Genomic DNA, 20,408 nt, shown 5'->3' with positions numbered 1-20,408 from the left:
TAAACCCCTGCCCTAACTAAGTCACATTCGTCCCCAGCAACTCCTCAATCGCTTGGCGTTCTACGGGAGTGTGTTCTGGTGGTGCTTGTCGTGCATCGGTAATCAACCAATCTAGAGAAGCGGCTTGCACATCAATAGCTGATCCGGTTTTATCTACGCAGTAACGCCCAAACACCAACTTATCAACCAATCTCACTCCAGCACCCAAGCGTGACCATTCAAAGATGACGCTGTTATCGACTGTTGCGCCACTGCATATCCAACAGTTGGGGCCAATCATCGCCGGGCCAACGATTTTTGCACCATCTTCTATTCTGGTCATACCACCAATGTAAACAGGGCCTGTGATATCTACCTTGTCCCAATTCACAGCCACATTTAAACCAGTGTAGATACCAGGAGCAACTTCGTGACCAGGGATTTGCACATTTTTGATTTCACCTGATAACACCCCACGAATTGCCCTCCAGTAGTCTGGAACTTTACCGATATCCACCCATTCAAAGTCCATAGGAATGGCATAGAAGGGCGCACCTATTTCTACTAGTTTGGGAAATAATTGACCACCAATGTCATATTCCACACCAGAAGGGATGTATTTAAAGACTTCTGGCTCAAAAATGTAAATACCTGTGTTGATATTAGTGCTAAGTGCCTCCTCTACTGAGGGTTTTTCTTGGAAGGCTTTGACACGGCTATCTTCATCAGTAACTACGACACCGTAACTAGGAACTTCCTCTTTGGGAACAGATTTGGTGATGATAGTCGCAATTGATCCTTTGGATTTATGCCACTTAACAGCTTCAGTCAAATCTAGGTCAATTAAAGCGTCACCGCACAAAACTACAAAGGTGTCATCAAAAAATGGGGAAAAATCTTGGATGCGCCGCATCCCTCCCGCCGAACCAATAGCTTCCCCTACCAGCTTACCGTCATCGTCGATTTTCCCTTCAAAAGAATAGGCAATCTGTACGCCAAACCGTTGACCATCACGGAAATAGTTTTCAATTTCCTCAGCCAAATGGCTGACGTTGACCATAATCTCGTCAAATCCATGTTGGCGGAGAAGTTCCAGTAAAAATTCCATCACTGGCTTTTGCAGGATAGGAATCATCGGTTTGGGAATGGTATAGGTAATCGGACGGACACGAGTACCTTTACCTGCTGCGAGAATCATCGCTTTCATAAAAGTTTATTCCTCAACCACCAGCCAGTTTACTTTCATTGAATGATACTTAATCATTAGTTTTTATGTCTGCTCTAAGTAACAGTTGATTAACCTCTGTCAACAGGGATAACAGGAATCTACTGATTAATGCAAGCAGAGGTACGGACAAATGACAAGCGATCGCTTACCTTTTTAAGATAATCGGATTTTAGCTTTGACTGAAGCCGTCGTCTGTAGATTCCCGGAATTTCAATGGCTACTCCCAAGAGTGACAGGTGTTAGTCCAAATAAAAAAATATCCCCTATGTAGGGTGCGTCAGTCAGAGAAAACCTGGAAATACCAAGAAATTATTCGTACTGACGCACCCTAATAACAGCCAATTTAGGAATAATTTATTTTTTGGTGTTCCCTTAGCTGTGATCTGTAATTAACCTAATTTTAATATCTTGGTAAAACTCTTCCTGAAACAGCTCTACTTTGGATTGAGCCGATAGCAGCAGCAAAGCCCAGAAAACACTAACTAAATGGCTATTTTCTGATTCATGGTGCGAGCTATTTTGAGGTGCTGGCTTGGTCTGAGTCCACAATTGTACTAGTTGTTCTAAATCTAAGTAATTTTGCTCTAAAAGTAACTCTTGTGCGGAAGAGAGCAATACTTGTTCTAATTCACCAGCCACCTCCGTTAAATTTTCTTGGTGCGCTAACTCCAGTGCCTCACGCATACTCTTGACGCTGGGTTGGCGTTTAGCACGGATAGGTTTACTAACTTTCTGCACCAGCTTGAGCTGGTTCGCCATGATTTGCAGTTGCTCGATTAACTCTTGCAGTGTCACGCGGCGTTTTGGTGGCGGCATTGCAGATGGACGACGGCGCAAATGTCGCTCTAACTGTAAACGATGACCTTGATGCAATAGTCCGTTTTCACTATCTAATAAGGTATCATCTATTACAGCTTCTAGTTCAACGGCTGCTGTTGACAATTGCATCAAAGTATTTGCTTTGAATAGAACGAGCATTGATGCCGATAAAAAAGCCTGTCCAGATTGAGACAAGTCAGCTTCGTACCCTCTAGCTGTTGTCTTTGGTGTCATCAGTTCCAAATAACGGTCAATCACCTCAATTACTTGGACATCCCAAGGATCTATTTCCCCTTGTTCGGCTTGCTCAATTAGGAGTGTGATTGTTTCTAATAGCTCGGAAGCATCCATGCTGATTTTTGATGGTGCAAGTTTTTACTTGAAGTATTTTGTTGACAACTATAATAAGCACATAGTGTGGTGTAGAGAGAAAAATTATTATAATCTTATATTTTTATTCTCATTTTCACCAATCTAATAGAAATATGAGGAGATTTATCTTACTTAGGAAAGGTGTATATATAGTTCAATTCTTATCAAAAGAAAGATGATTTTTTCTCAATGATGACTTGAAATAAAAGTACACAATTTAATTTTATTTCATGAAGATAGGAATTCAATAATATGACGCTACTATCTATTGATGAATTAAAAACTCTTGTTGATAATTCCCAGACACCTTGCGTCTCTCTGTACATACCGATGCAAAAATTAGGTGCAGAGATCAGACAAAATCCCATTCGATTTAAAAATGTCATCCGTGAAGCTCAAGAACGTTTAGAAGCAATAGGAATGCGTTCTACCGAAGCGATAAACTTTCTGCAACCTTCAATGGAACTGGATCAGAATGATTTTTGGGGACACCAAGACCAGGGATTAGCCATCTTTATTTCCCCAGAAATATTTCGGTATTATTGTTTACCAATTGAGTCGCCAGAGTTAGTAGTTGTTGGTAATAAATTTCACCTCAAGCCATTGCTGCATTTAATTAATAGCGATCGCCAATTTTACCTCCTGACTTTGAGCCAACAAGATGTCCGCTTCTTTGAGGGCGACTACTATGACATTAGAGAAGTGGAAGTAGAAAATATGCCGAAAAATGTCGAAGAAGTGCTGCTCATGCAGGATAACTCAGAAAAAGGCGTACAGCACCGAATTGCTACATCAAGAGGGGGAACGGCTAATTCTTTTCAGCACCCTGGTCAATTTCACGGGGAAGGAAGTCCAGAGCAGGATAGACATCAAGCTGGCATTTTACAATTTTGCTATGCCGTTGATCAGGCATTACATGACAAACTACGGGACAAACAAGCACCTTTAATTGTGGCAGGGGTTGAGTATCTTCACCCACTTTATCAGGAGGCGAATACCTATCCCCATTTGCTGGAAGAGGGAATAACTGGTAATCACGAAGTGACAAACCTGGAAGAGTTACACCATCAAGCTTGGCCAATTGTGTCACCGTTAGCGCAACAAAAACAGCAGGAGGCGATCGCACTTTATGAACAACTAGCTGGAGAAAATGTTGCTCAAGCCTCTGGTGACATCAAAGAAATTGTCCCAGCCGCCTATTATCAAAAGGTTGACACTTTGTTTGTCTCTCTAGGACAACAAGTTTGGGGTAAGTTTGACCCCGATACCATGACTGTAGACTTACACCCCGAACCTCAGCCAGATGATGAGGATATGTTAGATTTTGCTGCTGTTCACACCTTCTTAAATGGTGGTCACGTTTACACCGTTGAGCCAGAAGAAATGCCAAATAATCAGCTAGTAGCAGCAATTTTTCGATATTAGACCTATTGCAAAAGTCCAAAATGAGATAGGTCATTCTGAATGAAATGTAGAATCTTTGAGATGTTTCGCTGCGCTCAACATGACAGTTTAAGCATTTATGCAAGAAGTCTATTGATTTTAGGAGTCAGGGATCAGGTAGAGTGAGTTACTTCAGATGTTGGCGTGCTGTTGCTAATATTAAACGTTGTTCAGCACGAGCGATCGCTTGATATGTTCGCTCTACTGCTTCCGGTTCTACAGAAATAGAAGTAATGCCCAATTTTACCAGTTGATCAATCATTTCTGGATAGATGGCTGGTGCTTGACCGCAGATAGAACAAGGTATACCCGCATCTATTGACATTTGGATAAGTTGCGAAATTGCTGCCATCACCGCCGGATGACGTTCATTTAATACCCTGGTTAATTGTGCCTGTTCGCGGTCTACTCCCAACAATAATTGAGTGAGGTCATTTGTACCAATGGAAATACCAGCTACTCCGGCTTTGATGTATTCTGGGAGCAAAAACAAGACGCTGGGGACTTCAGCCATGATCCACAATTGAAACTGGGGTACTTGGGTGAGGCCGATTTGCTCAACTTTTTGTTTACAGTAACTAAACTCAGCGATACTGCGAACAAAGGGTAAAATCAGGTGAATATTGCCATAGCCGGCTTTTTGGACATTGGCTATGGCAGTCAATTCTAAATCAAAAACGGCAGAATTTTGGACATAGCTAAATGTACCGCGATCGCCTAAAACTGATTGCTGTGTAGATGGTAAATTATTTGATGATAATTCGTGCGATCGCCAATCTAAGGAGCGATAAAAAACTGGTCTGGGGGCAAAAGCACGGGCGAATTGGGTAATTTGTTCAGTCAAATATGCTAATAATTCTGATTGCCGCCCCTCTATGACCCAAAGATGGGGATGTTCACCCTTGAGGAGTGAGACTAGCATGAGTTCTGAGCGTAATAACCCCACGCCATCCACCGGTAACTTTTGTACTTGCTCTATTAAACTAGTTTGGCTGAGGTTAACCAACAGTTGGGTAGCAATCATTGGTAAGTGGGAAGTAACAACAGTTTGAGGTGAGGGTGTCAGGGGTTGTATGGGTGTCTTTAGCTTTTGAGCTTCCCCCTCACTGACTTCATCATCCCGCAGACGATACACTTCGCCGCGATCGCCATCCACAAGTAGACGTTCTCCATTGTGAATAATCACTGTTGCATCTGCTGCATTGACTACGGCGGGAATGCCCAATTCTCTAGCCAAAATCGCTGCATGACTAGTCATACCTCCCTCTGCTGTCACCAAACCCACGACCTGTTCCATCAGTGGCAACCAATCTGCTGTAATTTTTGGTACTACTAAAATTACTTTTTTGGGTAATTGTGCTGGTTTTAATTGGGGATTGACTACTACATGAGCATTTGCTGTTACCCGTCCCCCAGCTGCACCTACACCTTTAATGAACTGTAAATTGGGAATTGCTGATTTGGGGGTGCTAACTTGGGTGATGTAGAGACGGGGAACTGAGTTTTCTTCGGCAATTGTCCACTCAATCGTAAAGTTTTTACCTAACTCACTGACAAGCTGATGCCCTAGGGTTATTACTTGTTGAAGTAATTCTTCTTGTAAAGCGTATTCTTGTTGTTGGGCTTCCTCAATTAAATAGACATTGGGGATACTGTGATCGATGGTTAAGACTGGTTGATCATGATTCAGGTGATAAGCCAGGATTTTGTTACCCAAATGCCTTTCTAAAATCACACCTGTTTCTTGTTGAATGTAGTAGGTATCTGGCAAAACTTCACCTTGAGCGATCGCATTTCCTAACCCCCAAGTTGCTTGGATGATCCATCCCGTAGCATTCACCTTCAGCAAACCGCTAGCGATCGCATTTCTGACCGGTTGGATGAGAATTCCTAAATTAACCTGTTGCAGGTTAATTCCCATGCGTCGCCAATATAGTAGGCTTTTGGCGCGAAACAGTTGACTCCAGATATTTTTTAGGGAGGAAGCGATCGCCACTTCATCACAGGGGCAAAAACTTGACTCCAGCAATCCGCCAGTATTCCTCAACTTCGGCGTTGCTAGGGTTGGGCGTAATATTAAATACTCAGCTTGCCATTCTTTTGCTGATGTAAAAATGGTACTCACCCATTCTTGCGGTACATTTGCATTAATAATTTCCTGACGTAAACGACTAGCCACTTGCTGAAGTTGCCGCCAGTTACCTACATCCAAGTGCAAAGAAGAATTGGGTAAGTTAGCGACTAGTGACTCTGATGTGTTGAGAGTTTCTAAAAATAGCCGCAGCAATTCTTCTGGAACTACAAAACCAGGGACAACCGGGTAGCCACGCTGTCTGAGTCTACTCAAGTAAAACGCTTTATCACCTACCTTGGTGCGGTCTTGCAGTTTAATTTGGTCAAGCCAATAGAGTCTATCCACTCAATTTTTTTGATTGTCATTTGTTAGTTTACAGCTACAGCTATTCAACCTACTTAATATCTCCCAGGAAGAAGGACTGATAAATTAAGTGTAGTAATGTTACCAACTTCATATACTAATATACAAAGGACAGAGACAGGAGGTATGAACGCTTATTGCAGAATTGTTTTGCATTTCTCAACAAAGTAGATATTTCTGTCAAACTTTACTAGTGAATTGCCAATTAAATCTAATTCTATATTTATATGTGCTTATATGGAATTTTTACCCAGATATAACTCTCCAAGAGTCCTTCAAAGTGAAACTTTTTTGCTGTGTACAGATTTTATTCATAGATTTTACTGATAAAGTAAACTTTTTTGGTGATCATCAACAAGTGTAAGGATTCATCAATTAGTCTAGAATACAGTCTCTCTTATCTCAGATATAGAAGTGTTAAACACTTACCACATTGAACCTAATGATTTGCTAAACATGATTTTCCGGCTTTGTCTGGCTTTACTAAGTGGAGCAATTATTGGATTAGAAAGAGAAATTCGGCAAAAACCAGCCGGCTTAAGAACTCATATGTTGGTAAGTTTTGGCGCGGCTATATTTACTCTTATACCTCTGCAAATAACTACATCAGAAACTATTTCTGAAGTTCTCAGTCGAGTGATTCAAGGTATTGCCACTGGTGTAGGATTTCTGGGTGCTGGAGAAATTGTCAGTAAATCTTCCCAAGGATCAAACCACCTAGAAATTCGCGGACTAACATCAGCCGCCGCCATTTGGGTATCAGCTGCTTTGGGAATTACATCTGGATGTGGTTTGTGGCAGTTGAGTTTGATTGGTGCTATGCTAACTTTTGCTATTCTGAAATTTTTCAAAAAATTAGAAAATAGTCATTAGTTTTTAGCCATTGGGCATTGGAAACCTCTAAAAATTAACGTACTCAATTCCTATATCTAATTACAACTATCAGATTTATTCTGGATTTTTTTATTTGTTAAGTCCCTTGGGTATATTCATTCTCTATTACTCTACATTTTTTACTCTAGACATCTACTTTGTTTCTAGTTATTCCTAGTTAAATAATTCTAATGCTTGAGCAAAAACTGCTTCTTTTGTCCTTGTTTCGAGGATTGATTTTACTAAATAGATAAATTCAATATCTGTTTTTATATCATTTTCAACTGTTTTACTAGCCGCATAAAAACTAGCATCATAAATACTTAATTCATTGGTCATTCCTGTTTGTAATTGCTGTTTTTTGTCATCCCATGAGAGTGATTTACCACGTAAAGTAAATTGAAACCATACTATTTCAGTATGTTCAAATTCAAAAAAAACATCAAAGTATGGTTCTTCTCCTTGAAACCAAATTTTTGATTTACCTCCACTAGAATTTTGTTTGAGAAGTTTTTGTTCAATTTTTCGTAATGATGCACCTAGTGATAATATTTCACTGGGATTTAATATAAGTTTGGTTTCTTGCATAGGGAATATTTTAGTAAAAATAACTTAATTTATAAAATTGTATTTGGCGATAATATTTTTCCTGCTTGTACGCAAATAACTTGAGAAGAATTCAACCACTGAGAGTCAAAAGAACTCAAGTGAGTGGTGGTGATTAAGGTTTGAAAGCGGTCTTGAATCGCATCAAGCAATTGATTTTGGCGGGAAGGATCTAGTTCAGCTAGAACATCATCAAGTAAAAGTAATGGTGGCTCTTTGATAACTTCTTCAATAAGTTGCAATTCTGCTAGTTTTAATGCTAGTACGAGTGTTCGCTGCTGACCCTGAGAACCGTATTGACGAGCCGGAGTTTGATTGATTGTTAATTCTACTTCATCACGATGAGGGCCTACCAGGGTAGTATTTCGGTGTAGTTCAGCAACGGCTCGCTGCTGTATTTTGGTTAAAAAAGCTTGCTGTACTTCTTCGGGATGGGTTTGAGCGATGGGAACATTAGGGGCGTATGTAATTTGTAAAACTTCTGTACTGCCACTAATGCTAGAGTGCCAAGCAGCAGCCAGGGGAGCAAGTCTTTGTAGAGCGCGATCGCGTCTTCTAATTACCCTTGTCCCTGTGATGGCTAATTGTGCATCCCAAAGGGCGAGTTCTGAGTTGTGAGTGCTGGGTGCTGAGTTTTGTAACTTTTTTAATAGGGCGTTACGTTGGCGCAACACATGGTTATATTGCTGCAAAATGTGAACATAAACCGGTTCTAGCTGAATTAACAGCGTATCTAACCAATTGCGCCGGACTTCAGGACTACCACGGACTAATTCTAAATCCAAACTGGAAAACTGGACGGCATTGAGTACGCCCAAAAAGTCCATTTGTCGCCGCAAAGTCTCCCCATTTAATGCCACACTCCGGCGACCGTTGCGACGGAGAGTTAAACTTAAGTCACTTACGCCATTTTGTCGTTCGACAGTGGCACTAATTTTAGCTACTGGTTCACCCTCTTGGACGAAATCGCGATCGCGTCCCATGCGATGCGATCGCAATGTTGCCAATAACTCCACTGCTTCCAACAAATTAGACTTTCCCTGGGCGTTATTACCTACCAAAATTGTTTTAGCAGCAGTAAATTCCACTTCTTGGTCTTGGTAGTTGCGAAAATGCCGGAGGTGTAGGGTTTTTAGGTACATAATCAGGAATTAGGAATGGGGCAGAAAAAAGTCCAAAGTCAAAAGTTAAAAAATTATTTCTTGTCTCCTTTACCGTTCTGCTTCTTTCCTGTCCCCTGTCACCTGTCACCTGTTCCCTTGTATTCCTCTTCTACACAGTCTTTTTGCCCATAAAGCGGAAGAAGAGTTTCTCCATTTCAATCCAGACAAACATTAAGGCACTAAAACCAAAACAAATCGCCAACTCTGTGGGGGGTAGCCATTGAGTGCCAAAGAATGCTCGCAGGGGTGGAACATAAACCAGCATTAGTTGCAAAATCGTGGTGACAATTACAGCCCCTAATACAAATAGATTAGAGAAGGGATTCATTTCTATGGTTAGGCGATTATTTGAGCGAATGGCTATAGCATGACCCATCTGAGCTAGACATAAAGTCGTGAATACCATTGTTTTCCAACGCTCAGGGTCAAGTCCTCCCTCTGTGTAGGCTCTGGCATGATGGTATGCCCACTGCATCAAAATAATTGTGATGATGGCGAAAACAATCCCAATCCGAATCATATAAGAACCCAAACCCCTAGAAAAAATACTTTCACGGGGACTGAAGGGGGGACGTTTCATTACATCGGGTTCTGGTGGTTCTACTGCTAAGGCTAAAGCAGGTAAACCGTCTGTCACCAAATTCATCCACAAAATTTGTAAAGGTGTAAGTGGAACACCGCCCAACCCTAAAAGTGGTGCGGCGGCGATGGTGAGAACTTCCCCAATGTTACTGCCGAGGATGTATTTAATAAAACGGCGGATGTTGGTGTAAACTACCCTACCTTCCTCTGTGGCAGCGACGATAGTAGCAAAGTTGTCATCCAGTAGCACCATATCACTGGCTTCTTTACTGACATCAGTACCAGTAATACCCATCGCAATCCCGATATCAGCTTGTTTTAAAGCGGGGGCATCGTTCACACCATCCCCTGTCATGGCAACAAATCTACCCCGGCGTTGCAGTGCTTGCACAATCCGCAGTTTATGTTCTGGGGCTACCCTGGCATAAATGCTTACTAGGTCAACTTGCTCTTCTAGTTCCTGGTCACTCATGCGTTGCAATTCTTGACCAGTGAGAACTCTGTCACCTTCTTGAGCAATACCCAAATCCGTGGCGATCGCTCGTGCAGTTAGTTGATGGTCGCCAGTAATCATCACCGGACGAATCCCAGCTTCCCGGCACTCTTGGACTGCGGCTCTCACCTCTGGACGAGGTGCGTCTAGCATTCCTACTAAGCCCAACCAAATCAAGTTCTGCTCTGAGGTTTCATCAGAAGCTTCTGGCGGCACTTCTCCCAGGGGTTTGTAGGCAAAACCTAACACCCGTAGACCTTTGCTCGCCATTTGGTCATTTTGAGCCAAAATTTGACTACGTTGCTCTTCACTGAGTGGTGCTGAGTTTGTACTTACATAAATCTCACTGCAACGCGCCAAGATTAATTCTGGTGAACCTTTGGTAAACATGATGTAAGGTTCACCATTGATCAACCCGGCAAGTTTTGGATCAACATCTGTAAAAGACTGTTCCCCTGTGTCTACGTTCTCCACCTGAGCAATCACGCTCATGCGCTTGCGTTCTGAGGTAAAAGGAAATTCACTCACACGGGGTAATTTACTATGCCATTGGTCTTTTTCAATGCCAACTTTCCCCGCCAGGGTGACTAAAGCTCCCTCTGTGGGGTCGCCTAAAATTGCCCATTCCCCTTGTTCTTTTTGCAGCACTGAGTCATTACAAACAGCACAAGCCACTAGTAAAGCCGAGATGGCAGGATACTCATCTGGGACAATGGCATTATCTGGTTCACCATCTAAGTAAAACTCACCTACAGGGGCATAACCTTCTCCTGTGACTCGAAAGTTAGTGAGATTGGTGTAAATTGATTGCACCACCATTTTGTTCTGAGTCAGTGTCCCGGTTTTATCAGAACAAATAGTAGTGACAGATCCTAAAGTTTCCACCGCCGGCAGTTTGCGAATTAAGGCATGGCGGCGGATCATGCGCTGAGTTCCTAGTGCCAAAGTCACGGTAATCACGGCTGGTAGACCTTCTGGCACAACAGCCACCGCCATACTTAAAGAAACTTCTAACAAGTCTTGTAAATTGCTGAAACCTCTAGCTTGAATAATACCGCCGATCACAACGATCGCCACCAGCACTAAAGAACCCGTCACCAGCACATTACCTAGCTGGGTCATGCGTTGCTGTAAGGGGGTAGGTTCACTCTCCACCGACTGCAACATCACAGCAATTTTACCCAATTCGGTAGTCATGCCAGTATTAGTTACTAGCACCTTACCGCGCCCTTGGACGACTTCCGTACCTTGAAAAACTAAATTAATGCGATCGCCTAAAGATGTTTCTTCTGGTAGTTGTATAGTTGCTTGTTTATTCACAGCTTCCGCTTCACCAGTCAGTGCAGACTCTCGCACCTGTAAATTTGCTTGTTCAATCAAGCGTCCATCGGCGGATATCTGCACCCCAGCTTCAATCAGCATCACATCGCCTGGGACTACATCCTTGGCTGCGACATCCAGCAGTTTGCCATTGCGGATGACTCGCACTAAGGGAGAAGCCATTTTTTTCAATGCGGCGAGGGCTTTTTCCGCACGGCTTTCTTGAACGTATCCCAAAATACCATTAAGAATCACAATCGCTAAAATAGCGATCGTATCCTTAAATAGCACTTCTCCAGGCTTGAGCTGATTAGTTTGCCAAGCCATAAAATCTAAAAACCCAGAAATGAAAGCCACCGCAATCAGCATCAACAACATAATGTTCTTGAACTGATCGAGCAAAATTTCCCAGGCGTTGCGGCCTCCATGTTCTTCTAGTTCATTGGGGCCATATTTTTGCAACCTCTGTTCAATTTCGTCGGTTGTTAAGCCACTATCTGCATGACTATCCAGCAGGCCTAGTGCTTTATCAACTTCCAAACTATGCCAAATGGCGACACCTTCTCCTGACGGAGACGCTGGGCGAACAGGCAAAGAATTACCAGACATTGTGTAAGTCACAGGAAATGGTTACAGAATTCGATCATAATTTAGTGATGGCAGGAAAACCATCCACTAAAGTTACATTACAACTATTGCCAAGCTGTATAAGTATGATATTGGATTCTCAGCAAGCATTAATTTTTTTGTGCGCAACATATGTATTATTCCCTAGGCAAGAGTTTTTTAGAGAACATTTTCAAGCATAATTATGACCAATCTTAATATAGGACAGGGGACAGGGTGCGAGCTAGGTTTATACCCAATTCCCAATCCCTAATTCCCAATTCCCAATCCCCAATTCCAGTTAAAGATATGCCACAATTAATTCTAGGTGTGCTAAACCGTTGATAAATATGCTTAATATGAGTTTTGCACCCACTAGTTTGACAGCTAGCCAAATGTTTGGGCAAAGAACAATTCGACCATTGACTGCTGCCACATTATGTGGTATTGCATTTATTCAAGATAGACTAATTGCGATTGACACGATTAAGGGGCATTTATTAGAAATTGACCCTATTACCGATAACAGTAGAATTCTCAACCCTCACCAAACCGAAGAATTTAGTGAGGTGACAGGTTTAGCTGTCTGGGAAGATACGCTCTGGGTAACTCGTGGTAACAGTGTTTATGTATCCAAACTCCCGTCTTTGGCTTTAGAGCATTTTGCTACATTGCCCTATACTGCCGATGGTGTTGCTGTTTGGGATTCCACAGTCTATATTAGTTGCCAAAAACTCGGCTATATCTTGATTTATGACCGTGATAGTCGCAAAGAAATTACTAGATTCTATACTCCTGGGGTTGGGGTCGAGAATTTAACAGTCAATCGAGAAACCCTGTGGATTTGCGATCGCACTGAACAAACAGTCTACTCTATGGATCGGGCAACTGGGGAAGTCAGATTTAGCGTCTTAACTCCCTTTGATTCGCCTACAGGCATAGCAGTACACCTAGACACAGAAACGGGCAAGGAAAGCATTTTTATAGCCTATGCTTCGGAAGAGCCTTACATTCGCGATAACCCCAATGCTGATCCTAATCATGAATTAACATACCGCGATCGCACTTTTATTCACCCACTGTATTATCATCACGACCCAGATAAAAAATACGCCCTCTCTAATGGCTATTTGATTGAAATGTCCTATGCTGAGGAAATTGCCCCGTTAGAAGAGGTATATATACCTGATGTGGAATGGCGTATTGCCCTCCCCTCAGAAACCGAACGCCAAAAGGTGAAACACATCGAACCCATTGGTATCCCCTTCACAGAAGAAATTATTGATGGACAACGGGTAGCTGTATTTAAATTCGATTCCCTCGCCCCTGGCGAACGCCACATATTTGGCTGGAAAGCACAATTAGAAGTGCGGGGGATTAAGTATCGCATCACACCTAAAGATGTGGAAGATATTCCCGAAGTATCCCCAGAACTGCAAACTCGCTATCTGGTGGATAATGATGATTTAGCCATGGATACCCCCATTGTCCGGCGTTCTGCCCGTGATGCTATTGGTTCAGAAACAAATTTGCTGCGGAAAATGTACAGCATCCGCAACTACGTTTACGATGAATTATCCTATGGTATCAAACCCTACATTGATACGCCCGATATCGTTTTAGAAAGAGGTGTAGGTTCTTGTGGTGAGTATGTGGGTGTATTACTAGCATTGTGTCGTTTGAATGGCATCCCTTGCCGTACCGTCGGTAGATATAAATGCCCCCCCCATAGTGAACATCAAGGAGTTCCCCTACAACCAGATTTTAATCATGTGTGGTTAGAGTTCTATATACCGGGTATTGGCTGGTTGCCAATGGAATCTAATCCTGATGACTTGGGCAATAATGGCCCTTATCCCACGCGCTTTTTCATGGGCTTATGTTGGTATCACATTGAAATTGGTAAGGGTATCTCTTTTGAGACATTAAGCAGTCAAGGGAAGAGACTAACCAAGGAAGATATACCTATGGGTGACTTGGCGATTAATCATATTAGGTTTACCATTCTCCAAGAATTACCACCTTTCTAAAAGTGAAAAGTTATCAGGTGACTGATAACTTTTCACTTTTCACTGAATTAATGCGATTAAATACATAAAAAACCTAGGTTATATAAAATCAACCTAGGTTTTTTAAAATTGAGTTTTCAGTTGTCCTATTGATTACAACATTTTTTTCTAATAATTCATTCACCTTTATGCCAATTAATCAGTAGAGTGGAATAATACCACTCAACAAACTCGATTAGTTTGATGCTTTCAGCCAGCTTTTTTTGCGTTGAGATAATAAGCTAATACCTGCGATTAAACCAAATCCCAGTGTAGTAGAGGATTCAGGTACAGACTGAACAGGATCATAATCATAAGTTACTTTAACACCTGCTTTCGCAAATGTATCGAAGTAAGAACTCATATTGCCTGAACCTATAATTTCCGATGTAGCAATGGCGGAGAACAAGAAGTTTAAGTTCCCAGTACCGATAAAGGATTGTAGGATTTGACTATCGGTGTAAGATTGACTACCAGATTGCGCTGCCGAGAGGTTATCTAGAGTTCTTCCAGATGCACCAGCACTATCTGTTGTGCCATCATAGTTAGCTACTTGATAAGTGGAAATATTTTGTGGATTGATTGACAGAAGTATTTGATCCAGTTTTAAGGTCAGATCACTCGCGAATTTAACTGTTACTTGAGCCGCACGATTTCCTCTGTTTTCAAAACCTGCTCCTCCAGCAATTGCGCCATCAAATTCTAACATGACACTTTTGAGTGTGCCGAGAGACGCGTCAAATTTCTGAACATTGATTGATTGATCAATAATATCCGTTAGAGCAAAATCTGTACCACCTGAATAAGAAATAGTAGCAGCATTAGCAGCACCAGCAGTTGCTATAATTCCCGCTAAGGTTGTAGCAGCACCAATAGTCTTAAATAGTGTTGTTGTCATGGGTGATAATCTTCTCAAAAAAATGCTCACAAAGATTCCTCACCTATTTTTAACGCTGAAATTTAGCTAATAGGGTTGAGAAATATACTTAACTTTTTGTAAAGTTTTGACTAGGAATTAAGGTTGAAAAATCTACTTTCTCAGGAATATATGTAAATTTATATTAAGGTGATAGCTACTAGTAGGTCATCAAATTTGAATTGAGGGATGCTGAAACAGCGTCACGCTCAATTAGTTCTGTGATGCAAGCTTCTGGCTACAATATTGCTATGTCTCAAACTTCTGCTTCTATAACTACTACCCGTCCCACGTTCATCTTGATAGACGGACACTCCCTAGCCTATCGTTCTTACTTTGCGTTTGCCAAAGGACGAGATGGCGGACTGCGTACTAAAACGGGGATTCCTACTAGTGTATGTTTTGGCTTTCTCAAGTCACTCTTGGAAGTCATGGATACACAACAACCGCAAGCAATGGCTGTGGCTTTTGATTTGGGTTTACCAACTTTTCGCCACGAAGCTGACGATACCTATAAAGCTGGCCGTGCAGAAACGCCAGAGGATTTTATCTCAGACTTAAAAAATCTGCATGAGTTACTGCAAGGTTTCAATCTGCCAATTTACACCGCGCCTGGTTATGAAGCAGATGATGTGTTGGGAACATTGGCGCAGAAAGCCACGGCTGCTGGGTATAAGGTGAAAATTTTAACAGGCGATCGCGATTTATTTCAACTCATCGACCCCACCAAGGAAATCACTGTCTTAAATTTTAGTCCCGATGCGCTCAAGCGTTCGACCAATACCATCACTGAATTCAGTACAGAACAAGTTAAAGAAAAACTTGGTATTTTACCTACACAAGTTGTTGATTTTAAAGCCTTGTGTGGGGATAAATCAGATAATATTCCCGGTGTCAAGGGTATTGGGGAAAAAACCGCCGTTCAGTTACTAAATTCCTACGAGTCCCTAGATCAGATTTACGCAGCATTAGATAAAATTAAAGAAGCAACCCAGAAAAAACTGTTAGAAGGCAAAGAAAATGCGGAGAAATCGCGCTATTTAGCCAAAATAGTTGTAGATGTTCCCCTTGAAGTGAATCTGGAAGACTCCAAATTCCAAGGTTTTGATCATAGCCTGCTGACTCCCATCTTAGAAAAGTTAGAATTTCACTTCTATTTACAGAAAATCAACGAACTACAGCAAAAGTTTGGCGGACAAGTTGAGGAAATTACCACAGCATCACCTACCACAGATGTAGAAGATGAAGATTTGTGGTTTTTCAGTGCTGATGACACAGCAAATGTTTCTCAACCCACCGATTCACCTATTCAACCGCGCATCATTAATACTGAAGCTAAACTAACAGAATTAATTCAGCTATTACAGACATTCACTAACCCAGAAAATCCTGTAGCTTGGGACACAGAAACCAGTGATTTAGAACCCAGAGATGCTGAATTAGTAGGTATTGGCTGCTGCTGGGGAACTGCACCTGAGGAATTAGCCTATATTCCCATTTCTCACAAAACCGGGGAAAATTTAGATAAGGATTTAGCACTCAAAGCACTACGACCAATTTTAGAAAGTGCTGATTATCCCAAGACTTTCCAAAATGGTAAATTTGACCGCTTAGTTTTTCGCACTCAAGGCATTAACTTAGCAGGAATCGTATTTGACACTATGTTGGCTAGCTATGTTTTAAATCCAGACACTAGCCATAATCTGACTGATTTAGCTTTGCGTTATTTGGGATTAAAATTAACAAACTACAGTGAGTTAGTTCCCAAAGGTAAAACCATTGCAGATATAAATATTGTAGGTGTAGCTCATTATTGTTGTTTACAAGTTTATGCAACATGGCAACTTGTGCCAAAAATGCGTGAGGAATTAGATAAAATTCCAGCTTTATCTCAACTATTAACAGAGGTAGAACAGCCACTAGAACAAGTTTTAGCAACAGTAGAATATACTGGATTTCGCATTCATTCAGATTACTTAAAAGAACTTTCCCAGCAATTAGAAATAGATTTAGCAAGATTACATGAACAAGCAACTGAATTAGCTGGGGAAAAATTTAATTTAGGTTCTCCTAAACAATTGAGTCATATATTGTTTGAAAAATTGGGCTTGAGTACCAAATATTCACGGAAGATTCAGACTGGTTACTCTACAGATGCAGCCACTTTAGAAAAACTGCAAGAAGTTGATGAAACTGGCTTCGTTAATGCCATTATTGAGTATCGTACTTTATCAAAATTAAAGTCTACTTATGTAGATGCTTTACCTGCATTAGTCAGACCAGATACCCACAGAGTACATACTAATTTTAATCAGACAGCAACATCAACAGGTAGACTATCTTCTTCTAATCCCAATTTACAAAACATACCCATTCGCACAGCCTTTAGTCGCCAAATTCGCAAAGCATTTTTACCCGAATCAGGTTGGTTAATGGTAGCTGCTGATTACTCTCAAATTGAGTTAAGAATTCTGGCACATTTAAGTCAAGAACCAGTTTTAGTAAAAGCCTATCAGCAGAATGAAGATATTCACACTGTAACGGCAAAGTTAGTCTTTGAAAAAGAAGATATTACAGCCGATGAACGCAGAGTAGCTAAAACTATTAATTTTGGTGTAATTTATGGCATGGGTTCATTAAAGTTTTCCCGTTCTACCGGAATTGATAAAAACGTAGCTAATGAATTTATCAAACGGTTTAACGATCGCTACCCGCAAGTTTTTGCTTATCTAGAAGGAGTGAAAAAACAAGCGATATCTCAGGGTTATGTGGAAACTATCCTCGGTCGTCGCCGTTATTTTGAGTTTACCATCAACAGTTTACGCAAACTCAAAGGTAGCGACCCAGCAGACATTGACTTGAGTAAATTAAAAAATTTAGGTGCTTACGATGCAGGCTTACTGCGTTCCGCCGCCAATGCGCCAATTCAAGGTTCGAGTGCAGATATCATCAAAATTGCAATGGTGCAAATCCATGAAGTTTTGCGAAACTATCAAGCACGGTTATTATTACAGGTTCATGATGAATTAGTCTTTGAAGTTCCGCCTGATGAGTGGGAAGAATTACAACCACAAATTAAATCAGTCATGGAAGGCGCAGTAAATTTGAGTGTCCCATTGCTAGTAGAAGTAAGAGCAGGTGAAAACTGGATGGAAACAAAGTAGTGGCATGACACGTCTAAAATGTTGCAATACAAAATAGCAAAAAAATTGTAGGTTGGGTTTCCTTACGTCAACCCAACACCAATATCTATGTTGAGTTTTCGAGATCAATGTTGGGTTGCGCTGCGCTTAACCCAACCTACATCTAATGCAACATTTTAGCCTAGACACGCCACTACGGGACTTATTATTTTTAGCTACACCCTCACGCAGAGGCGCAGAGGCGCGGAGGATAAGAGATAAAATTTGTGTTGGCGTTTAAAAACATACTTGCTCAAACACTCAGAAATTTGGCACAATAAACTCAAAAACCATGCCTCAGCCCGGTGACATCCTCCGCAACCACTATAAAATTATCAAAATCCTCGGTAGTGGTGGATTTGGCGATACTTACCTAGCCCAAGATATAGACTTACCCGGACAGCCAAAGTGTGTAGTCAAGCACCTTAAACCTAACTCTGACCCCGCAGTCTTACGAATTGTGAGAAGATTATTTGATAGTGAGGCGCAGGTTTTATATAAATTAGGCAATGATAGCGACCAAATCCCGCGACTGTTCGCCCACTTTGAAGAAAAGGGCGAATTTTACTTAGTGCAAGAATTTATTGATGGCGTAGACTTAAGCCATGAAATTATTCCCGGTGAAAAGTTAACAGAAATAGCAGTCACCAAACTTTTACAAGAAATCTTAGAAATATTAGCAGTAGTTCATAAAAAGAACATTATTCACCGTGACATCAAACCGCAAAACTTAATGCGTCGCCGTCAAGATGGTAAGATAGTCTTGATTGACTTTGGTGCAGTTAAAGAAGTAAACACCATGACGGTGAACACCCAAGGTCAAACAAGTTTTAGTGTTGCCATTGGTAGTCTTGGTTATATGCCCAGTGAACAAGCAGCCGGACAACCAAAGTTAAGCAGCGATGTCTATGCAGTGGGGATGTTAGGGATTCAAGCTTTGACTGGCTTACAACCTAATGAACTACCAAAAGACCCTACTGATGGTGAGGTAATTTGGCGCAATTGGGCAAATCTCACCGAGAAGTTGGCAGATGTGTTAAATAAGATGGTGAGTTATTACTTTAGGGATAGATACCCTTCCGCAGTGGAGGCGTTGACAGCACTTAAATCACTACAGCCACAACAGCGACAAGTACCGCCAACTGTACCAATACCAGAGCCACAACAGCGACAAGTAACGCCAACTATACCCATATCACCACCGCTAACACCTACAAAAATCATCACACCTTGGTCAAGACGCAAGGTAATACAAACAGTTGGGTTTGGGGGTGTTGGGTTGGGTTTACCAATTGTAGTACACCGTTTGTTACAAACTAGTAGATTACAAACCTTTCAATTTGAAACGGTGACAGTAGATGCAAGAGGAAACATCACCAACCGCAGTAATGAGCAAGCAAGATACTTTGCAGAAGACTTGGGGAATGATATCAGCTTAGAAATGGTGCAGATACCAGGGGGGACATTTACAATGGGTTCACCAGCAGGGGAAGCAGAACGAATCTCAGTTGAAAGTCCCCAGAGACAGGTGAGAGTTCCGGGCTTGTTCATGGGGAAATATGCAGTTACCCAAGCACAGTATCAAGCCATCATGGGGACAAATCCTTCCAACTTCAAAGGGGAAAAAAGACCAGTAGAAAAAGTCAGTTGGGATGATGCAGTAGAGTTTTGTGAGAAATTGAGCCAGAAGATAGGAAAAACCTACAGGCTACCCAGCGAAGCGGAATGGGAATACGCCTGTCGAGCAGGGACAACCACACCGTTTTATTTTGGGGAAACCATCACCCCTGATTTAGTTAACTACGACGGTAACAATCCCTACGGTTCAGCACCTAAAGGTGAATATCGTCAACAAACAACAAATGTAGGAATATTTCCGCCGAACTCTTTCGGTTTATATGATATGTGTGGTAATATATGGGAATGGTGCGAAGATGTATATAATAATAGCTACCGAGGCGCACCGACAGATGGTAGTGCGTGGTTAACAGGTAGCGATAATAACATAAAGCTGCTGCGTGGCGGTAGTTGGAACGACCTTGCCAGGAATTGCCGTTCTGCCACTCGCGGTAGGTACGCTCGCGCGTCTCGTTACAACATTGTTGGTCTTCGCGTGGTGGCTGTGGCGTGAGGACTCCTTCCCCTTTGCACTCTTGCCCTTTAGCCCTCTGCACTTCTTATTTTTTACCCTTCTTTTTCCGCCGCCGTTAGGCGAAAAAAATTTTTCTAAATGTAGTGTCTAGATATCAAAACCATTATACACGAAGTTGAAAATTTAATCAAACTGCAACCCAACCTCTAGATCCCCTCAAAGAAGTCGGGGATCTGACCTAAGTTATAA

The 20,408-nt window shown here is 41.7% G+C and carries 12 protein-coding genes; 5 read left to right on the top strand and 7 right to left on the bottom strand.

Translation table 11 applies throughout. The features are described from left to right. Nucleotides 1–16: 16 nt before the first annotated feature. Nucleotides 17–1,186 (bottom strand): NDP-sugar synthase, encoded by a 1,170-nt coding sequence (locus tag VB693_RS16765; protein ID WP_323267249.1) that lies wholly within the window; start codon nucleotides 1,184–1,186, stop codon nucleotides 17–19. A gap of 393 nt (nucleotides 1,187–1,579) precedes the next feature. Then, entirely contained in the window at nucleotides 1,580–2,377 is a 798-nt protein-coding gene (locus VB693_RS16760; protein WP_190698399.1) for a segregation/condensation protein A, read from the bottom strand. A 273-nt stretch (nucleotides 2,378–2,650) separates the two neighbouring features. On the opposite strand from VB693_RS16760, the gene VB693_RS16755 reads away from it, so the two are divergent. Beyond that, a complete protein-coding gene (locus VB693_RS16755; RefSeq protein ID WP_323267248.1) occupies nucleotides 2,651–3,823 on the top strand; it encodes a hypothetical protein in 1,173 nt (390 codons plus the stop codon). A 145-nt stretch (nucleotides 3,824–3,968) separates the two neighbouring features. Here the strand turns inward: VB693_RS16755 and VB693_RS16750 are convergent, their stop codons facing one another. Further along, nucleotides 3,969–6,260 (bottom strand): putative PEP-binding protein, encoded by a 2,292-nt coding sequence (locus VB693_RS16750; RefSeq protein WP_323267247.1) that lies wholly within the window; start codon nucleotides 6,258–6,260, stop codon nucleotides 3,969–3,971. A 432-nt stretch (nucleotides 6,261–6,692) separates the two neighbouring features. Between VB693_RS16750 and VB693_RS16745 the strand changes: the two genes are divergently transcribed. Beyond that, a complete protein-coding gene (locus VB693_RS16745) occupies nucleotides 6,693–7,151 on the top strand; it encodes an MgtC/SapB family protein (protein ID WP_323267246.1) in 459 nt (152 codons plus the stop codon). 174 nt (nucleotides 7,152–7,325) lie between these two features. Here the strand turns inward: VB693_RS16745 and VB693_RS16740 are convergent, their stop codons facing one another. The 3 genes from VB693_RS16740 to VB693_RS16730 form a co-directional block, all read right to left on the bottom strand. Then, the gene (locus tag VB693_RS16740; protein WP_323267245.1) at nucleotides 7,326–7,739 is read right to left on the bottom strand and encodes a hypothetical protein; all 414 of its coding nucleotides are present in this window, start codon (nucleotides 7,737–7,739) and stop codon (nucleotides 7,326–7,328) included. Nucleotides 7,740–7,768: 29 nt separating this feature from the next. Continuing rightward, complete coding sequence (gene recF, locus VB693_RS16735; protein ID WP_323267244.1) at nucleotides 7,769–8,899, bottom strand: DNA replication/repair protein RecF; 1,131 nt, start codon at nucleotides 8,897–8,899, stop codon at nucleotides 7,769–7,771. Between the two features lie 130 nt (nucleotides 8,900–9,029). Further along, nucleotides 9,030–11,924 carry a cation-translocating P-type ATPase gene (locus tag VB693_RS16730; RefSeq protein WP_323267287.1) on the bottom strand — a complete coding sequence of 965 codons (2,895 nt, stop codon included), beginning with the start codon at nucleotides 11,922–11,924 and terminating at the stop codon, nucleotides 9,030–9,032. 356 nt (nucleotides 11,925–12,280) lie between these two features. Here VB693_RS16730 and VB693_RS16725 point away from each other — a divergent pair, with 356 nt between their 5' ends. Next, nucleotides 12,281–13,951: a transglutaminase domain-containing protein gene (locus VB693_RS16725; protein ID WP_323267243.1), complete on the top strand. Its 1,671-nt coding sequence runs from the start codon at nucleotides 12,281–12,283 to the stop codon at nucleotides 13,949–13,951. A 214-nt stretch (nucleotides 13,952–14,165) separates the two neighbouring features. On the opposite strand, the gene VB693_RS16720 is transcribed toward VB693_RS16725, so the two are convergent. Beyond that, the gene (locus VB693_RS16720; RefSeq protein ID WP_323267242.1) at nucleotides 14,166–14,867 is read right to left on the bottom strand and encodes a PEP-CTERM sorting domain-containing protein; all 702 of its coding nucleotides are present in this window, start codon (nucleotides 14,865–14,867) and stop codon (nucleotides 14,166–14,168) included. Between the two features lie 269 nt (nucleotides 14,868–15,136). Between VB693_RS16720 and polA the strand changes: the two genes are divergently transcribed. Together polA and VB693_RS16710 are read left to right on the top strand one after the other, a co-directional pair. Then, nucleotides 15,137–18,049, top strand: a complete 2,913-nt coding sequence (gene polA / locus VB693_RS16715; protein WP_323267241.1) for a DNA polymerase I — start codon at nucleotides 15,137–15,139, stop codon at nucleotides 18,047–18,049. A 310-nt stretch (nucleotides 18,050–18,359) separates the two neighbouring features. Beyond that, a complete protein-coding gene (locus VB693_RS16710; RefSeq protein WP_323267240.1) occupies nucleotides 18,360–20,198 on the top strand; it encodes a bifunctional serine/threonine-protein kinase/formylglycine-generating enzyme family protein in 1,839 nt (612 codons plus the stop codon). Nucleotides 20,199–20,408 lie beyond the last annotated feature (210 nt).

This window comes from Anabaena sp. UHCC 0399 (genome assembly GCF_034931465.1).
Classification (GTDB): Bacteria; Cyanobacteriota; Cyanobacteriia; order Cyanobacteriales; family Nostocaceae; genus Trichormus; species Trichormus minutissimus.
Note: the sequence above shows the minus strand (reverse complement) of the source record. Positions and strands in the feature narration are given on the sequence as shown.

Bases quoted from the DNA above. Each gene is read 5' to 3' on its own strand.
- VB693_RS16765 (WP_323267249.1), bottom strand. From the start codon at position 1,186: ATGAAAGCGATGATTCTCGCAGCAGGTAAAGGTACTCGTGTCCGTCCG.
- VB693_RS16760 (WP_190698399.1), bottom strand. From the start codon at position 2,377: ATGGATGCTTCCGAGCTATTAGAAACAATCACACTCCTAATTGAGCAA.
- VB693_RS16755 (WP_323267248.1), top strand. From the start codon at position 2,651: ATGACGCTACTATCTATTGATGAATTAAAAACTCTTGTTGATAATTCC.
- VB693_RS16740 (WP_323267245.1), bottom strand. From the start codon at position 7,739: ATGCAAGAAACCAAACTTATATTAAATCCCAGTGAAATATTATCACTA.
- recF (WP_323267244.1), bottom strand. From the start codon at position 8,899: ATGTACCTAAAAACCCTACACCTCCGGCATTTTCGCAACTACCAAGAC.
- VB693_RS16730 (WP_323267287.1), bottom strand. From the start codon at position 11,924: ATGTCTGGTAATTCTTTGCCTGTTCGCCCAGCGTCTCCGTCAGGAGAA.
- VB693_RS16725 (WP_323267243.1), top strand. From the start codon at position 12,281: ATGAGTTTTGCACCCACTAGTTTGACAGCTAGCCAAATGTTTGGGCAA.
- VB693_RS16720 (WP_323267242.1), bottom strand. From the start codon at position 14,867: ATGACAACAACACTATTTAAGACTATTGGTGCTGCTACAACCTTAGCG.
- polA (WP_323267241.1), top strand. From the start codon at position 15,137: ATGTCTCAAACTTCTGCTTCTATAACTACTACCCGTCCCACGTTCATC.
- VB693_RS16710 (WP_323267240.1), top strand. From the start codon at position 18,360: ATGCCTCAGCCCGGTGACATCCTCCGCAACCACTATAAAATTATCAAA.